General features: G+C 67.1%; 15 protein-coding genes. 10 read left to right on the top strand and 5 right to left on the bottom strand.

The window, feature by feature from the left end:
• Positions 1-1,134 precede the first annotated feature (1,134 nt).
• The 9 genes from DFO47_RS21345 to xerD are packed head-to-tail and all read left to right on the top strand — an operon-like array spanning position 1,135 to position 10,548.
• Complete coding sequence (locus tag DFO47_RS21345) at positions 1,135-2,172, top strand: hypothetical protein (RefSeq protein ID WP_243835497.1); 1,038 nt, start codon at positions 1,135-1,137, stop codon at positions 2,170-2,172.
• Between the two features lie 6 nt (positions 2,173-2,178).
• On the top strand, positions 2,179-3,168 hold the full coding sequence (locus DFO47_RS15100) for an HAD-IIA family hydrolase (protein WP_018763497.1): 990 nt from the start codon (positions 2,179-2,181) through the stop codon (positions 3,166-3,168).
• 9 nt (positions 3,169-3,177) lie between these two features.
• The gene (locus DFO47_RS15105; protein WP_133832197.1) at positions 3,178-3,429 is read left to right on the top strand and encodes a hypothetical protein; all 252 of its coding nucleotides are present in this window, start codon (positions 3,178-3,180) and stop codon (positions 3,427-3,429) included.
• The gene (locus DFO47_RS15110; RefSeq protein WP_133832198.1) at positions 3,429-4,244 is read left to right on the top strand and encodes a TlyA family RNA methyltransferase; all 816 of its coding nucleotides are present in this window, start codon (positions 3,429-3,431) and stop codon (positions 4,242-4,244) included. Before DFO47_RS15105 ends, DFO47_RS15110 begins: the two co-directional genes overlap by 1 nt.
• A 13-nt stretch (positions 4,245-4,257) precedes the next feature.
• Positions 4,258-5,283 carry an NAD kinase gene (locus DFO47_RS15115; RefSeq protein WP_026265079.1) on the top strand — a complete coding sequence of 342 codons (1,026 nt, stop codon included), beginning with the start codon at positions 4,258-4,260 and terminating at the stop codon, positions 5,281-5,283.
• A gap of 4 nt (positions 5,284-5,287) precedes the next feature.
• Entirely contained in the window at positions 5,288-7,027 is a 1,740-nt protein-coding gene (gene recN, locus DFO47_RS15120; RefSeq protein ID WP_133832199.1) for a DNA repair protein RecN, read from the top strand.
• Between the two features lie 27 nt (positions 7,028-7,054).
• Positions 7,055-8,830: a CTP synthase gene (locus DFO47_RS15125; RefSeq protein ID WP_133832200.1), complete on the top strand. Its 1,776-nt coding sequence runs from the start codon at positions 7,055-7,057 to the stop codon at positions 8,828-8,830.
• A gap of 27 nt (positions 8,831-8,857) precedes the next feature.
• Positions 8,858-9,517, top strand: a complete 660-nt coding sequence (locus DFO47_RS15130) for an NUDIX hydrolase (RefSeq protein ID WP_133832201.1) — start codon at positions 8,858-8,860, stop codon at positions 9,515-9,517.
• Positions 9,517-10,548 (top strand): site-specific tyrosine recombinase XerD, encoded by a 1,032-nt coding sequence (gene xerD, locus DFO47_RS15135; RefSeq protein ID WP_208294418.1) that lies wholly within the window; start codon positions 9,517-9,519, stop codon positions 10,546-10,548. Before DFO47_RS15130 ends, xerD begins: the two co-directional genes overlap by 1 nt.
• A gap of 37 nt (positions 10,549-10,585) precedes the next feature.
• Here xerD and DFO47_RS15140 read toward each other — a convergent pair whose 3' ends face one another.
• Positions 10,586-11,287: a hypothetical protein gene (locus DFO47_RS15140; protein WP_109864179.1), complete on the bottom strand. Its 702-nt coding sequence runs from the start codon at positions 11,285-11,287 to the stop codon at positions 10,586-10,588.
• 87 nt (positions 11,288-11,374) lie between these two features.
• On the opposite strand from DFO47_RS15140, the gene DFO47_RS15145 reads away from it, so the two are divergent.
• On the top strand, positions 11,375-11,857 hold the full coding sequence (locus tag DFO47_RS15145) for an NUDIX domain-containing protein (protein WP_109864180.1): 483 nt from the start codon (positions 11,375-11,377) through the stop codon (positions 11,855-11,857).
• A gap of 114 nt (positions 11,858-11,971) precedes the next feature.
• Here DFO47_RS15145 and DFO47_RS15150 read toward each other — a convergent pair whose 3' ends face one another.
• The 4 genes from DFO47_RS15150 to DFO47_RS15165 all read right to left on the bottom strand — a co-directional run bounded on the left by DFO47_RS15150 (position 11,972) and on the right by DFO47_RS15165 (position 16,245).
• Entirely contained in the window at positions 11,972-13,111 is a 1,140-nt protein-coding gene (locus tag DFO47_RS15150) for a bifunctional 2-methylcitrate synthase/citrate synthase (RefSeq protein WP_018763507.1), read from the bottom strand.
• 62 nt (positions 13,112-13,173) lie between these two features.
• Complete coding sequence (gene prpB / locus DFO47_RS15155) at positions 13,174-14,076, bottom strand: methylisocitrate lyase (RefSeq protein WP_018763508.1); 903 nt, start codon at positions 14,074-14,076, stop codon at positions 13,174-13,176.
• Positions 14,076-15,596 carry an MmgE/PrpD family protein gene (locus tag DFO47_RS15160; protein WP_133832202.1) on the bottom strand — a complete coding sequence of 507 codons (1,521 nt, stop codon included), beginning with the start codon at positions 15,594-15,596 and terminating at the stop codon, positions 14,076-14,078. Before DFO47_RS15160 ends, prpB begins: the two co-directional genes overlap by 1 nt.
• Positions 15,589-16,245 (bottom strand): GntR family transcriptional regulator, encoded by a 657-nt coding sequence (locus DFO47_RS15165; RefSeq protein WP_018763510.1) that lies wholly within the window; start codon positions 16,243-16,245, stop codon positions 15,589-15,591. The genes DFO47_RS15160 and DFO47_RS15165 overlap by 8 nt, the downstream gene beginning before the upstream one ends.
• Between the last annotated feature and the right edge of the window lie 18 nt (positions 16,246-16,263).

The raw sequence follows: 16,263 nt of genomic DNA on the forward strand, positions 1-16,263 counted from the left end.
GGGAGAGTAGGACACCGCCGGACACACACATTGGTCGAGGCCCCAACCAACACGGTTGGGGCCTCCCACATTTAAAAACACCACCACCCACCACCACCACCACGCCCACTCACACCCGACACCTAACCCCGCAACCCCCGCTCACACCTTGCACGCAGTCGACTTGCGTCCGCTCACATCTGAGCGGGCGTTGGGGTTGGGGCTGCAGGATGTGAGCGGGCGTTCGGAGCACGAGCCAGGCCTCCTTTGTGAAGATGGCCACGATTCGGCCGTCAGGGCTATCGCCGTCCCGGGGGATTTGGCGTCTCCACTAGAATTGATGAAGATACACGGACTTCGAAGCGGTTGATTTCGGGTTGCGTAGGAAACAAAACGAGCGGCTGCAGTTGCGCCAGTGGTCGGCTCACAACAGGAGGAATCCAAATGGCCGAGCACAACGGTGGCAACCGCGGCAATGACCGGGGGGCCTTCCGAGGCAACAACAATTCCGGCGGGGACCCGCGCGGGTTCCGCTCCAGGTCAGACCGTGACCCCCGTGGCGGTTCTGCAGGTGGTGGTGATCGTGATCGTAAGCCGTTTGGTGATCGTCCGCGTCGTGATGGCGAGGGGGATCGTCGTGGATTCAGCGGTGGTGGTGATCGTGATCGTAAGCCGTTTGGTGATCGTCCGCGTCGTGATGGCGAGGGGGATCGTCGTGGATTCAGCGGTGGTGGTGGCCGTGATCGTAAGCCGTTTGGTGATCGTCCGCGTCGTGATGGCGAGGGGGATCGTCGCGGATTCAGCGGCGGCGGTGACCGTGACCGTAAGCCGTTCGGGGATCGTCCGCGTCGTGATGGCGAGGGGGATCGTCGTGGATTCAGCGGCGGCGGTGACCGTGATCGTAAGCCGTTCGGTGACCGTGATCGTAAGCCGTTCGGCGACCGTGACCGTAAGCCGTATGGTGACCGTCCCCGTCGTGATGGCGAGGGGGATCGTCGTGGATTCAGCGGCGGCGAGAACCGCAAGCCGTTCGGGGACCGCCAGGACCGCGCGCCCCGCAGTTTCGATCGTGGAGATTCCCGTTCAGAATCCGGGCGGGGCGGCTCGGGTCCTCGTGGCTTCGGCCGTGACCGCCAGGAGGAGCGCCCCGTCCGCGTGCCGAACGCAGCCGATCTCCGCAGCGCCAACCGGCCGGACCGCGAACGTTCGCCCGAAATCGATGAGGACGTCACGGGCAAGGAGCTGGACCGCGCCACGCACCACCAGATCAAGACCCTCGAGCCGAAGAGTGCTGAGTGGGTGGCCCGCCACTTGGTGATGGCCGGCCGGTTGATCGACGACGAACCTGAGCTGGCGTTCCAGCATGCCCTCGCCGCAAGCCGGCGTGGTGGACGGCTCGCAGCCGTCCGTGAAGCGGTGGGCCTGACCGCCTACGCCGCCGGGCATTACGGCGAGGCGCTCCGCGAATTCCGTACGTTCCGCCGGATCAGCGGCTCCAACGTCCACCTTCCTGTCATGGCCGACTGCGAACGCGGCCTGGGACGTCCGGACAGGGCATTGGATGTTGCCCGTTCCGAGGAAGCCCAGGACCTTGACGCACCCGGCAAGGTGGAATTGGCCATCGTGGCGGCCGGCGCCCGGACCGACCTGGGCCAGCTGGATGCCGCTGTAGCCGAGCTCGAGATCCAGCAGCTGGACATCAACCGCGCATTCTCGTACAGCCCGCGGCTGTTCCGCGCCTACGCCGACGCCCTCGCCGCGGTTGGCCGCCAGGCAGAGTCGGAAAAGTGGAGCAGGCAGGCCGTCGTTGCCGAAGACGCCCTTGGCCAAGGCGTCGATGAAGAACCCGAAATCATCGACCTTGGCTGGGACGAAGAGGAAGAAGCCCGGGAAGAAGCCGAACGCCGGAAGCTGCTGGAGCGTGCGTCCACGTCCCCGGAAGCACGGGGCTCCGAAACCGAAGACGCCGCCGCTCCTTCCCCGGAAAGCGCCCAGGCTGGTCGCGCCACCGCGGCCAAGACGGTACAGGACAGCAACCTCGACGACCAGGACGCCGACTACTTCGTCTCCGACGACGCCGAATCCGACCCGGACTCGGTGGAAGAGGACGAGCTTGATACCGACGCCTCGGAACAAAGCCACGAAGACGGGGCAGACAGCGCCCAGCACATCGACGAACGCCGGGAGGACTGACACCGGATGAGTGACGCTTCCCTGGTTTCCCGCTTCGACGCACTCCTCGCAGACCTGGACGGCGTGGTCTACGCCGGCCCGCACGCCATCCCGGGAGCCGTCGATGCGCTGAAGCAGCTCTCCGGGCTGGGCATCGGGCTGGGCTACGTAACGAACAACGCCTCCCGCTCCCCGGCGGAGGTGGCCGGGCACCTTCGAGAGCTCGGTGCCCCGGCAGAGGACAACCAGGTGGTCAGCTCGTCCCAAGCGGCGGCGGACCTGCTGGCCTCGCTTCTCCCGGCCGGCTCACGGGTCCTGATCACCGGCAGTTCCGCGCTGGCCCGGGAAATAGAGCTGGCAGGCCTGGTACCGGTTGGCAGCCAGGACGAGGAACCCGTGGCCGTGGTGCAAGGCTTCAGCCCGTCCATCGGCTGGAAGGACCTGGCGGAAGCCACCTATGTGGTGTCTGCCGGTGCCCTGTGGGTTGCAACAAACACCGACATGTCCATTCCGCAGGCCCGCGGCATCGCACCCGGGAACGGGACCCTGGTGGCCGCCGTCGCGGCGGCGACGGGACAGAAGCCCAAAGTCGCCGGCAAACCCGAGGCACCGCTGTTCCACTCCGCCGCCAAGCGCCTCGGTGCCGAGCGTCCCTTGGTCGTGGGCGACCGGCTGGACACGGACATCCTGGGCGGCAACAACGCAGGCTTTGCCACGGTCGCCGTCCTGACCGGCGTCGATACCCGGGAAAGCATCCTCGCGGCGCGGTCCGCGGAACGGCCCGACTACATCATCGAAGACCTTGCCGGGCTGCACCGTCCGTACCCGGACGTGACGCACGACGACGGCACGTACGCATGCGGCCAGGCGACGGCACGCGTGGCCAACGGCGCGGTGGGCATCATTGGCAGCAAGGAAGACCTTGATTCCTGGCGGGCAGCATGTGCCGCCTGGTGGGCTGCGACCCCGGACGCATCCGCCCCGCAGGCGCCCAAGCTGGTGTGGATGGATCACTAGGATGGTTCCATGACTGAGCTGACCGAAGCGGACAACGTGCCAGCCCAGCCTGCTCCCGAGTGGCCGCAGGCCGTCGGACAGGACATCCCCGATCCAGGCGTGGCGCAGGCCGTCGACAGTCTCCAGGAGATACCCCGGCTTCCAACCGCCGGTCACGAAGACCTGTACAACCGGCTTCACGACGACCTGCTGGCCGCGCTCAACACCGATCCCACGGATAGCGCACCTGCCGCCAATGCTCCCGCAGGAGGCAGCGCCTGATGCCCGTCCGCCTCGACCAGGCACTGGTGGCCCGCGGCCTGGCACGGTCGCGCACGCACGCGGCGTCGCTCATCGCGGAAGGCAAGGTCAGTTCCGGCGGCCAGGTCCTCGCCAAAGCATCCCTCCAGATCGATGACGGCCGGGACATCGCCGTCGAGCATGATGACCAGGATGTTTACGCCAGCCGTGCCGGTCACAAGCTGGCCGGTGCCCTTGACGCCTTTCCGGCGATCACCGTCCAGGGCAAGAGGTGCCTTGACGCCGGCGCCTCCACCGGCGGCTTCACGGACGTCCTGCTCCGCCGCGGGGCCGCGCACGTGGTGGCGGTCGACGTCGGGCACGGCCAGTTGGTGCCGCACCTCCGCAACGACCCGCGCGTGGCCGTCCACGAGGGAATGAATGTCCGGTACATGGTGCCGGAGGACATCGTCGGGACGTGCGCCCTGACGGTGGCCGACCTCTCCTTCATTTCGCTCACCCTGGTGTTGGGGCCGCTGGCGGCCTGCACCGACCCTGGCGGCGACCTGGTGCTCATGGTGAAGCCGCAATTCGAAATCGGCAAGGACCGCCTGGGCAGGACTGGCGTGGTCACGTCGGAGCGCGAACGCAGGCTGGCCGTAGAGAAAGTCGCCATGGCGGCGCTCGACGCCGGCCTGGACCTGTGCGGGCTGGCGGTCAGCCCGCTTCCGGGACAGGATGGCAACGTCGAATACTTCCTGTGGATAAAACGCAGGAACACCCAAGACTTGCCTAAGATCGAAGAGCGAGAGGCAGCAGCCGCTGCGTTGCTCGGACAAATCTGGCCGAACCACTAGAGAGCGGAACCTGATGAGCAGGCGTGTATTGGTCCTTGCCCACACCGGCCGCGAGGAATCACTGAAGGCTGCCTGGGAAGCCTGCGCCCTGCTGCACGCGTCGGGCATCGTCCCCGTGATGCAGGAGTCCGAACTGGGGGACATGGAGCGTTTTTTTGGCCACCTGGCCCAGCCGGTGGAGGTGCTCCACGACCATGTCCAGCTGTCCGACGTCGAACTCGTCATGGTCCTTGGCGGCGACGGAACCATCCTGCGCGCAGCCGAACTGGTACGCGAGGAGGACGTGCCCCTGCTGGGCGTCAACCTTGGGCACGTGGGCTTCCTGGCCGAAAGCGAACGGGCGGACCTGGCCCAGACCGTCGACTGGATCGCCAGCCGTGAATACACGGTGGAAGAGCGGATGACCATTGACGTCCAGGTGTGGGTCAGGGGACAAAAGATTTGGCACACCTGGGCTTTAAACGAAGCCGCCATCGAGAAGGCCAACCGCGAACGGATGCTCGAAGTTGTGACCGAAGTGGATGAGCGCCCGCTCACGTCCTTCGGCTCGGACGGCATCGTACTGGCCACCCCCACCGGTTCCACGGCCTACGCGTTCTCTGCCGGCGGACCCGTGGTCTGGCCGGAAGTGGAAGCCTTGGTGATCGTGCCCATCAGTGCGCACGCGCTGTTTGCCAAGCCACTGGTTGTCTCGCCCCGGTCCAGGCTGGCCGTCGAGGTGCTCGGCCGGACCGACGCGCAGGGTGTGCTGTGGTGTGACGGCCGGCGCTCCGTGGACCTGCCGCCCGGCGCCCGCGTCGAGGTCACCAAGTCCGCCAACCCGGTGCGGCTGGCCCGCACCCACCAGACCCCCTTCTCCGCCCGCCTGGTCCGCAAGTTCGAACTGCCCATCCACGGCTGGCGCGGCCCCGTGCCCAAAGCCGACGCAGTGCACACCGGCCCCATCCCGCTGGTCCGCACGCCACGGCCCATGCCGCCGCTGCAGGTCCCGGAGCCGGACGGCGCCGGCGGCGACCCCGATCCGTCGACTGCAAAGTGAATCCATGATTGAAGAACTGAGAATCCGCGATCTGGGCGTCATCACCGACGCAACGCTGCCGCTCGGCCCGGGCCTGAGCGTGGTGACCGGCGAAACCGGTGCCGGCAAGACCATGGTGGTCACCGCCGTCGGCCTCCTGCTGGGTGCCCGGTCGGATGCCGGGGCCGTCCGCAGCGGCGCGAAGAGCGCCACGGCCGAGGCCGTCCTGAAGCTTGAAGCCGGGCACCCGGCCATCGCCCGCGCCCTTGATGCCGGTGCGGACGCAGAAGAGTTCGACGACGGCGCCGAGTTGATCCTGGCCCGCCGCCTGGGCGCGGACGGACGCAGCCGGGCGTTCCTGGGCGGCCGGGCCGCTCCGGTGGGTGTACTGGCCGAGATCGGCGAGTCGCTGGTGGTGGTGCATGGCCAGTCGGACCAGATCCGGCTCAAGAGCGCCACGGCCCAGCGGGAGGCGCTCGACAAGTTCGCCGGCGATGTCCTGGCCGGGCCCTTGGCCGCCTACCAGGAGCTCTACGGCCGGTGGAAGGCCAGCCAGGCAGAGCTGGACAGCCTGCGCAGCGCCGCCCGCGACCGGCTCCGGGAAGCGGAGTCGCTGGAGGCAGCCCTCGCGGAGATCGACGGCGTGGACCCCCAGCCCGGCGAGGACGAGCAGCTGAAGGCCGAAGCCGTAAAGCTTGCGAACGTTGAGGAACTCCGGATCGCCGCCAGCACCGCCCACCAGGCCCTCATCGCCGAGGACTTTGGCGAAGCCGCCGATGCAACCACGCTTGTGGATGCTGCAAAGCGCACCCTGGAGCATGTGGCAGAGCACGATGCCGAGCTCGGTTCCGCCGCCGCACGCCTGGCCGAAGTTGGTTTCCTGCTCAACGACATCGCCACGGAACTTGCCAGCTACCAGGCAGGACTGGACTCGGAAGGGCCGGAACGGCTTGCCGAAATCGAGGACCGCAGGGGCGCCTTGGCCAAGCTGGTCCGCAAGTACGCACCCACCATTGACGAGGTGCTGGTGTGGGCTGAAACTGCGCGGGTTCGGTACGACGAACTGCAGGACGACTCCTCCCGGATCGAGGCGCTGGACGCCGAGGTGGTGCGGGCCGAAGCGGAGCTCCAGAAGCAGTCGGCGGCCATCAGCAAGATCCGGTCCAAGGCCGCCAAGGACCTCTCGGCCCGTGTCAGCGCCGAATTGACGGCGCTGGCCATGGCAGACGCCACCCTGGTGATCAACCTGGAACCAGCCGGACAACTGGGCCCGCACGGCGCGGACGACATCAGTTTCCTGCTCCAGCCCCATTCCGGCGCTCCGGCCCGGCCGCTGGGCAAGGGTGCATCCGGCGGTGAATTGTCCCGCGTCATGCTGGCCATCGAGGTAGTGCTTGCCGCCGTGGATCCGGTCCCCACGTTCGTCTTCGACGAGGTGGACGCCGGGGTGGGCGGACGGGCCGCCGTTGAGATCGGCCGGCGGCTGGCGATGCTGGCCCGACACGTGCAGGTGCTGGTGGTCACCCACCTTCCCCAGGTGGCTGCTTTCGCTGACCAGCACATCACTGTGACCAAAACCTCGGTCAGGGGAGCGGACGGCAAAACCGCCACAGGCTTCACGTCCAGTGATGTCCGCCTCCTTGACGGTCCCGAACGGGTCCGTGAACTGGCCCGCATGCTGGCAGGCCAGGAGGACTCCGAATCCGCGCAGGCACACGCCCGCGAACTGCTGGACGACGCCAAGCTCCTGCCCCAGCGGGCCTGACGGGACAACGACGGGACGGCTGAATTGATGATAGGCTCGAATTCCGTGGTGCAGCGATCAAATTCCCGTGTAAATTCCCGGTTCCCGGGCTCCTCCAAGACGACGAAGCACATTTTCGTCACCGGCGGTGTGGCGTCCTCGCTCGGTAAGGGACTGACGGCTTCAAGCCTTGGTCACCTGCTCCGGGCCCGCGGCCTGTCCGTGACGATGCAGAAGCTCGATCCCTACCTGAACGTGGATCCGGGCACAATGAACCCCTTCCAGCACGGCGAGGTCTTCGTGACCGACGACGGCGCCGAGACGGACCTCGACATCGGGCACTACGAGCGCTTCCTCGACGAGAACCTTGAAGGTTCCGCGAACGTGACCACCGGCCAGGTGTACTCGACGGTGATCGCGAAGGAACGCCGCGGCGAATACCTCGGCGACACCGTCCAGGTCATCCCGCACATCACGGATGAGATCAAGCGCCGCATGCGCCTGCCCGCCGAGGGAAAGAACGCCCCCGACGTCATCATCACCGAAATCGGCGGCACCGTTGGCGACATCGAGTCCCAGCCGTTCCTCGAATCCGCCCGCCAGGTCCGCCAGGACATCGGCCGCGGAAACGTATTCTTCCTGCACGTCTCGCTGGTGCCCTACATCGGGCCGTCCCAGGAATTGAAAACCAAGCCCACGCAGCACTCCGTGGCCGCGCTGCGCTCCATCGGCATCCAGCCCGAAGCGATCGTGATCCGTTCGGACCGCGAGGTTCCCGAAGCCATGCGGGAAAAGATCGGCCGGATGTGCGACGTCGACATCGACGCCGTGGTCAACGCCGCCGACGCCCCGAGCATCTACGACATCCCCAAGACCCTGCACTCCCAGGGACTGGACTCCTACATCGTCCGGGCCCTCGACCTGCCGTTCAAGGACGTCGACTGGACCAGCTGGGACAAACTGCTCGACGCCGTCCACAACCCCAAGCACCACGTCGAGATCGCCCTGGTGGGCAAGTACATCGACCTGCCCGACGCCTACCTTTCGGTGACCGAAGCACTGCGCGCCGGCGGCTTCGCCAACGAAGCCAAGGTAAAGATCCGCTGGGTCCCGTCCGACGAGTGCGAGACGCGCGAAGGCGCCATTAAGGCGCTCGACGGCGTCGACGCCATCTGCGTGCCGGGCGGCTTCGGCATCCGCGGACTGGAAGGGAAGCTCGGCGCCTTGAAGTTCGCCCGCGAAACCAAGCTCCCCGTCCTGGGTTTGTGCCTGGGCCTGCAGTGCATGGTCATCGAGTACGCCCGCAACGTGGTGGGCCTGGAGGGTGCCTCTTCCAGCGAGTTCGAACCGGACTCCAAATACCCCGTCATCGCCACGATGGAGGAACAGCTCGAGTTCGTCGAAGGGGGCGGAGACCTCGGCGGAACCATGCGCCTGGGCCTCTACGAAGCCAAGCTTGACGAAGGCTCGGTCATCGCCGGAACGTACGGCGCCACCACCGTCAGCGAACGCCACCGGCACCGGTACGAGGTCAACAACAAGTACCGCCAGCAGATTGCCGACAAGGGCCTGGTCTTCTCAGGTACCTCGCCGGACGGCAAGCTGGTGGAGTTCGTCGAGCTGCCCGCCGACGTTCACCCGTACTACGTGGCCACGCAGGCGCACCCCGAGCTGAGCTCGCGGCCCACCCGCCCGCACCCGCTGTTCGCCGGCCTGGTCAAGGCGGCCCTGGACCACCAAGGCGCCGGATCCCAGGCGGTTGCCGACACGGCTGCGCCCGTGGCCGGGAAGGCCGCGGCATCCGGTACGGTTACCGCTAAGTAGTCAATAGAGCAGAAGAAGGACGGCGCGATGCCTGGTACACCTGAAACCACCCCTGCAACGCAGGTTTCGGATGCACCAAGCCCGCGCCGTCTTTTGTCTACCGAGAAGGTGTACCAGGGCCGGATCTGGGACGTCGTCAGCGACACTTTCCAGCTTTCCGAGTCCGGGGATGCGCTGACCCGCGACTATATCGACCACCCCGGGGCAGTGGCTGTCCTGCCCATGGATGCCGAGGGCCGCATCCTGCTCCTAAAGCAGTACCGGCACCCGGTAGGGATGGATTTGTGGGAGGTGCCGGCCGGCCTGCTCGACGTCGAAGGCGAAGACTTCGTGGTGGGCGCCGCCCGCGAACTTGCCGAGGAAGCCGACCTTGCCGCCGGAACCTGGAACGTCCTTGCCGACGTCTTCAATTCGCCCGGCTCGTCCAGCGAAGCAATCCGCATCTACCTGGCCCGCGACCTCACCGAGATCCCGCACCACGAACGCCACGAGCGGACCGACGAGGAAGCGGAGATCGAGTTCCACTGGATCAGCCTGGACGATGCGGTGGCCTCCGTCCTGGCCGGGCGCCTGCACAACCCCTCCGCCGTCGTCGGGATCCTTGCCGCCGCAGCCGCCCGTGCCGGCAACTTCCAGGAACTCCGCCCAGCCGACGCCCCCTGGCCCGCGCACCCCAGCCAGCGCTGATGGGTCCCGGTCCTTCGGCTGAACCGGTGCCTTCCGCCGGACCGGCGCCGCGAACCGCTGCGGCCGCTGCAGACGCGGAACCGGCAGCAGGACGTTCCGGGGCCATCGACCGGGCCATCACCGATTATTTGCAACACGTGGGCGTGGAGCGGGGATTGGCCGCCAACACACTGGCGGCCTACCGCCGCGATCTCGCCCGGTACGCCCGGTACCTCGCGGGCGCCGGCTGCAGCCGCCCGGAGGACATCACCCGGCACCACGTCACCGGTTACGTCCGCGCCCTCTCCGACGGTTCCGACGGCGGCTCCGCCTTGGGAGTGCGGTCAGCGGCCAGGACAGTGGTGGCGGTAAGGGGACTGCACAAGTTCTGGGCCCTCGAAGGGTACACGCCGGCCGATCCCGCCAGCGAAGTCCATCCGCCGATGGCCGGCAAACGGCTGCCCAAAGCCATCAGTGTGGACGAGGTGACCCGCATCCTCGAGGCCGCGGGCACTGACACTGCCACCGGGTTGAGGGACCGGGCCCTGCTCGAGTTCCTCTATTCCACCGGAGCGCGGATCAGCGAGGCGGTGGGGCTGGACGTCGATGACATCACCCTCGCGGAGCCCAGGGCGGGTCCCGCCATCGTCCGGCTGTTCGGCAAGGGCTCGAAGGAACGGCTGGTCCCGCTGGGGTCGTACGGGGCACGCGCCCTCGATGCCTACCTGGTCCGCGGCCGCCCGCTGCTCGCCGCCAAGGGCAAAGGCACACCGGCCCTGTTCCTCAATGCCCGCGGCGGACGGATCAGCAGGCAGAGCGCCTGGACCATCCTGAAGGCTGCTGCGGAGAAAGCCAACATCACCAGGGACGTCTCACCCCACACGCTGCGCCACTCGTTCGCCACCCACCTCCTCGAAGGCGGCGCCGATGTCCGGGTGGTGCAGGAACTGCTGGGCCACGCCTCCGTAACCACCACCCAGGTCTACACGCTGGTCACGGCCGATACGTTGCGGGAGATCTACGCCGCCGCCCATCCGAGGGCTCTGGGCTAGCCGGCCCCGGGGCCTGCCGGCGGCAGGAAAAGATCGTTTACCCGGCCAGGTCCAGGGTTACTTCCGCTGCGCCGAGGGACAGGGCCAGGATCGAAGTGCCCAGTCCGGCCACGAGCAGCAGCCCCGGGTGGGCGAGGGCAACCACTACCTGCCGGAGCTGCGGCGAGCGGTGCAGGAACCCTGACGGCACACGCGAATGCACCGGTACCTGGCGCCAGCCCCGAAGGCGTCGCAGGAACCACGCGCAGCGCACGATCAGTGCCATCCACAGCACGGACACAACCAGCGGGACGGCCGCGGCGAGCAGGCTGAGTCCGAGCGAGGTGACTTCCCGCTCCGAATCGCCGGCAAGCGCCTGGACCGTGGTTGAAATTGAGGCGCTGGCCACGACCGAGATGCCCCACACCAGGAAAGCGGCAGTCAACGCCAGGAACCTGACGAAGAAGTGCGACAGCACAGATTCCCGTGTTGGCCGGAGGTACCGGCGCGGAGTTGCGTGAAGCACGGCCACAGTGCACGCCAAGGTGGGCAGGGCGGCCATCCCCACGCAGATGTACCAGGTCCAGCCGGCCAAGTCCAGGTACTCGTCGGCAACGATCAGCACCGCCCACGCACCGGTCCACGCCCACCCGGCATACAGCGGATTCCGGGCCAGCCAGCCCGGCAACGGCACGGGGCGGCGAAGCACGGCCCCAACTTTTGGTGCAGGGGTGGAGTGGTCCTCTCCAGCCGGGTTCATGGGCCTCACTGTAGCAATGGGGAAAGGCCCGTGGCAGCAGGCGTGATGCAGTCCGGTATCCGCGGAGGTGCCGGTTAGGCTGGAGCCATGACCGCAGCCGCCGTGACTCTTTGCTTCCTGCTCCGCGACGGGGCCGACGGGACTGAGGTCCTTCTGGGGCTGAAGCAGACAGGTTTCGGCAAGGGCAAGATCGTGGGCATCGGCGGCCACGTTGAACCGGGGGAGACCGACCAGCAGGCCGCGGTCCGGGAAGTCCTGGAAGAAACCGGTGTGGTTTTGCAGGTGGAAGACCTGGCCGACGCCGGATCGGTCCACTTCGTCTTCCCGGCCCGGCCGGAATGGAACATGCAGACCAGGCTCTTCACCGCCCGCCTGTGGCACGGCGAGCCGGCCCCCAGCGACGAGATCCTGCCCGAATGGTTCCCGGTGGATACCTTGCCGGTCGAGCGGATGTGGCAGGACGCGGACCACTGGCTCCCCGTGGTGCTCGAAGGCGGGACCGTGAGGGTCGTGGTCACCATGGAGGCCGACAACGAATCCGTCGCCTCGTCCGAAAGCCTATTGGGCTGACCTGCCGGGCAACCTTCGCCTGGACAGCCACGGTGTTTCAGGACAGCCATGGCGATTAACGCCCGACGGCGGCCCGGGCACTTCGGTGCCCGGGCCGCCGTCGTCCACCACCCGCTAGGGAAGGTGCCGTTCCTCCACGCCGTTGTACTCGCTCAACGGCCTGATCAGCGAGTTCGAGTCCAACTGCTCCATGATGTGCGCGGTCCAGCCGGTGATCCGGCTGGCCACGAACAGGGGAGTGAAGGTAGGGGTGTCGAAGCCCATGAGGTGGTAGGTGGGCCCGGCGGGGTAGTCGAGGTTGGGCTTGATGGCCTTGGCCTCGTCCATCGCGGTTTCCAGCCCGTTGTACAGTCCCAGCAGCTCCGGGCGGCCGTAGTGGGCGATCATCTTGTCCAAGGCGGCCTTCATGGTGGGAACCCGGGAGTCGCCGTGCTTGTAGACGCGGTGGCCGAATCCCATGACCTTCTTCTTCTGGGCCAGGGCATCTTCCATCCATGCTTTGGCCCTGGCAGCGGCTTCTTCGAGGGATTCCTCCTGCCGGATGCCGATCTCGTCGAAGGTGTGCATGACGGCTTCGTTGGCGCCGCCGTGCAGCGGACCCTTGAGGGCTCCGATGGCTCCGGTCACTGCGGAGTGCAGGTCCGAGAGTGTCGAGGTGATCACGCGGGCGGTGAAAGTCGAGGCGTTGAAGGAGTGCTCAGCGTAGAGGATCATCGAGACGTTGAAGGCCTCCACCACTTCCGGGACCTGTTCTTCGCCGAAGGCCATCCAGAGGAAGTTTGCCGAGTAGCCCAGGTCATCGCGCGGTTCAACCACGTCCTGGCCGTGCCTGCGGCGCTGGTCGTAGGCCACCACCGCGGGCATGGCGGCGAACAGGTCGATGGCCTTGGCCATGTTGGCGTCCCGGGACGAATCTTCGGCCAGGGGGTGCCGTGCGCCCATCACCGAGGCTGCGGTGCGGCAAACATCCATCGGATGGGCCGTGGTGGGCAACGCGTCGATGACTGTCTTGACCACCGGATCCAGGGCCCGGCCGGCCCGTTCCCGCGCGGAAAACTCGGCGAGCTGTTCTTTCGCGGGCAGCTCCCCGTTCCACAGCAGGTAGGCGACTTCCTCGAAGCTGCACTTGGCAGCCAGTTCCTGGACAGGATAGCCGCGGTAGAGCAGCGAGTTGGTGTCCGGGTTGACCTTCGATACCGCGGTGTAATCCACCACGACGCCGGCGAGGCCTTTTTTGATCTCATTTTCAGCCATGCTGAAACTCCTTTGTTCCTAACGCCTGTTGACCGGCCGGGGCCGGCAGTCCGGTGGGGGTGTCAGATTCCGGGGATCTGGAAGTTGAAGACCCCGGTGTCAAAGCGGTTGTAGGCCTCGTAGTCGACGAGGTCATAGAGACGCGCGCGGGTCAGCATGCTCGAAACCTGGGCCTCCTGGGTGCCGTCGGATTTGATCGATTCCAGAGTACGCTCAGCAGCGCCCATGGCACTACGGAGCAGCGTGACCGGGTAGATCACCATGTTGACGCCGACGCCGGCCAGTTGGTCAACCGTGAAGAGGTCGCTTTTGCCGAACTCGGTCATGTTGGCCAGGATCGGGACGTCCACGGCATCGCGGATGGCCTGGAATTCGCTGAGGTCCTTCATGGCTTCCGGGAAGATTGCGTCCGCTCCCGCGTCCACGAGGGCCTTGGCGCGCTGCTGTGCCGCCTCGAGTCCGTCGGTGGCCCTGATATCGGTGCGCGCCATGATCAGGAAGTTCGGATCGCGCCGGGCGTCGGCCGCGGCGCGGATCCGCTTGGTGGCGGTCTCGAGGTCCACCACGTTCTTGCCGTCGAGGTGGCCGCAGCGCTTGGGGTTGAACTGGTCCTCGATATGCAGGCCGGCCAGGCCCGCGTTCTCGAGTTCCTGCACGGTGCGTGCCACATTCATGGGTTCGCCAAAGCCGGTGTCGGCGTCCACGATCGAGGGCAGGTCTGTCATCCGGGCGATCTGCCCGGCCCGGGTGGCCACCTCGGTAAGGGTGGTCAGCCCGATGTCCGGCAGGCCGAGGTCGTTGGCGAGGACCGCGCCGGAGATGTACACCCCGGCGAAGCCCTTTTCCTCGATCAGTCGCGCGGAGAGCGGGTTGAAGGCACCGGGGAACTGCTGGATGGTCCCGGAGGCCAGCAGTTGCCGAAACCGGATCCGCTTCTGTTCCGGGGTGGTCTTCGAATACAGCATCAGAAGAGTCCCTTCGGTGCTGCCGCCAGGTCGATGACGCCGGGGGCGGCGGTGATGTTCAGCTGGTCCAGCTCGCCCGCGGCGAGGTCGGGGAGGCGTTCGACGGCGGCGAGGAACCTTTCGATCTCGGCCTCCTCCACGAGCCCGGCGGCAAGGGTACGGAACTTGTTGACGTACTGCTCCCGGGCGAACGGCCGGGCGCCCAGCGGGTGGGCGTCGGCGACGGCGATCTGGTCGGTGATGACGGTGCCGTCCTTGAGCGTGATTTCCACGGAGCCGCCGAAGGCCTTCTCGGCGATGTCCGGGGAGTGATAGCGGCGGGTCCATTCGGGATCTTCCACCGTGGTGACCTTGTGCCACAGTTCCACCGTGTCCGGCCGGCCGGCGCGTTCCGGGGCGTAGGAGTCGACGTGGTGCCAGGCGCCGTCCTGCAGCGCGACGGTGAAGATGTACGGGATGGAGTGGTCCAGGGTCTCGCGGGATGCGGTGGGGCTGTACTTCTGCGGGTCGTTGGCGCCGGAGCCGATCACGTAATGCGTGTGGTGGCTGGTCTTGATCAGCACGGACTCGACGTTGGCCGGGTCGGTGACCTCCGGGTGTTCCCCGTGCAGCTTGCGGGCCAGGTCGATCCAGGCCTGGGCCTGGTATTCGGCGGAGTGCTCCTTGGTGTACGTGTCCAGGATGGCACGCTTGGCCTCGCCGGGGGTGGGGAGCGGGACCATGTAGGACGCGTCCGGGCCGTCGAGCATCCACGCGATCACGCCGTCTTCGCCTTCGTAGATGGGCACGGGGGAGGTCTGGCCGCGCATGGCACGGTCGGCGGACTCCACGGCCATCTTGCCGGCGAAGGCGGGGGCGTGGGCCTTCCAGGTGGAGATCTCGCCCTTGCGTGACTGGCGGGTGGCGGTGGTGGTGTGCAGTGCCTGGCCCACGGACTGGAAGATAGTTTCGACGTCGAGGCCCAGCAGGGTGCCGATGCCGGCCGCGGCGGAGGGGCCGAGGTGGGCCACGTGGTCGATCTTGTGTTTGTGCAGGCAGATGGCTTTGACCAGGTTGACCTGGATCTCATAGCCGGTGGCGATGCCGCGCACCAGGTCCTGGCCGCTGGAGCCGACATGCTGGGCAACGGCGAGGATCGGCGGGATGTTGTCGCCCGGGTGGGAGTAGTCCGCGGCCAGGAACGTGTCGTGGTAGTCGAGTTCGCGGACCGCGACACCGTTGGCCCAGGCCGCCCATTCCGGGGCCACGCGCTCCTCGATACCAAAGACCTTCGAGCCCTTGCCGCCGGTGGTGGGGCCGTGGGTGAGCGCCTGGGCGCGGGCGGCAACGATGGGGGCCCGGTTCAGGGACGCGATGGCCACGGAGGCGTTGTCGATGATCCGGTTGATCACCATGTCGGTGACGTCATCGGTAACCGCCACAGGATCCGCGGCCACCTTGGCGATCTTGAAGGCAAGCTGGTCCTCGCGGGCCAGGTTCTCTTCGCTCTTGTAGACGCGGACGTGGTGTTCCTTAACCATGGTGCTCCTTGTGGTGGGATGCGTGGGTTGCTTTGACGTGGGAGAGGCTGCGGTGCAGGTGCACAATCGTGGCTGCTTCGGCGAGCCTGGGGTTGCCTGCGGCGATTGCCTCGGCGATCGCGGCGTGCTCGGCGGCCGCGGCCGCCAGGCGCGCGGCGTCATCGGCGGCCAACCTGCGGATGCGGACCAAGTGCACGCGAAGGCTTCGCATGGCCTGGGCCAGGTAGGAGTTGGAGATGGCGGCATCGATGGCGGTATCCAGGCGTCCCACCAGCTCGTAGTACTCGTGGCGCGTGGGATCGTTACCGTTGATCATCTCCGGTGCGCGGACCAGTTCACCCCGCAACTGTTCGAAAGTGGCGGCATCGCCTCGGCTGGCAGCCAGCGCAGCAGCCTTGCCTTCAAGGGTTTCGCGCAGTTCGAACAGTTCGTCGATGTCCTCAAGGGAGATATCCGTGACCACCACACCGCGGCCGCCCGGCGTCGTCAGGCCTTCCGCGGTGAGCCGGCCGAGGGCCTCGCGCAGCGGGGTGCGCGAGACGCCGAGCCGTTCGGACTGCTCCACCTCGGCCAGGACCGTCCCGGGGGCAAGCCGCCATTCGACAATGTCGTCCCGGAGGGCGGCGTAGGCCTTCTCGCTGGCACGCACGGGAGTCTCCTTCCTCGG

The organism is Arthrobacter sp. AG258, from assembly GCF_004364695.1.
Classification (GTDB): Bacteria; Actinomycetota; Actinomycetes; order Actinomycetales; family Micrococcaceae; genus Arthrobacter.

Coding starts and splice junctions, on each gene's coding strand:
- DFO47_RS15100 (WP_018763497.1), top strand. CDS start 2,179: ATGAGTGACGCTTCCCTGGTTTCCCGCTTCGACGCACTCCTCGCAGAC.
- DFO47_RS15105 (WP_133832197.1), top strand. CDS start 3,178: ATGACTGAGCTGACCGAAGCGGACAACGTGCCAGCCCAGCCTGCTCCC.
- DFO47_RS15110 (WP_133832198.1), top strand. CDS start 3,429: ATGCCCGTCCGCCTCGACCAGGCACTGGTGGCCCGCGGCCTGGCACGG.
- DFO47_RS15115 (WP_026265079.1), top strand. CDS start 4,258: ATGAGCAGGCGTGTATTGGTCCTTGCCCACACCGGCCGCGAGGAATCA.
- recN (WP_133832199.1), top strand. CDS start 5,288: ATGATTGAAGAACTGAGAATCCGCGATCTGGGCGTCATCACCGACGCA.
- DFO47_RS15125 (WP_133832200.1), top strand. CDS start 7,055: ATGATAGGCTCGAATTCCGTGGTGCAGCGATCAAATTCCCGTGTAAAT.
- DFO47_RS15130 (WP_133832201.1), top strand. CDS start 8,858: ATGCCTGGTACACCTGAAACCACCCCTGCAACGCAGGTTTCGGATGCA.
- xerD (WP_208294418.1), top strand. CDS start 9,517: ATGGGTCCCGGTCCTTCGGCTGAACCGGTGCCTTCCGCCGGACCGGCG.
- DFO47_RS15140 (WP_109864179.1), bottom strand. CDS start 11,287: ATGAACCCGGCTGGAGAGGACCACTCCACCCCTGCACCAAAAGTTGGG.
- DFO47_RS15145 (WP_109864180.1), top strand. CDS start 11,375: ATGACCGCAGCCGCCGTGACTCTTTGCTTCCTGCTCCGCGACGGGGCC.
- DFO47_RS15150 (WP_018763507.1), bottom strand. CDS start 13,111: ATGGCTGAAAATGAGATCAAAAAAGGCCTCGCCGGCGTCGTGGTGGAT.
- prpB (WP_018763508.1), bottom strand. CDS start 14,076: ATGCTGTATTCGAAGACCACCCCGGAACAGAAGCGGATCCGGTTTCGG.
- DFO47_RS15160 (WP_133832202.1), bottom strand. CDS start 15,596: ATGGTTAAGGAACACCACGTCCGCGTCTACAAGAGCGAAGAGAACCTG.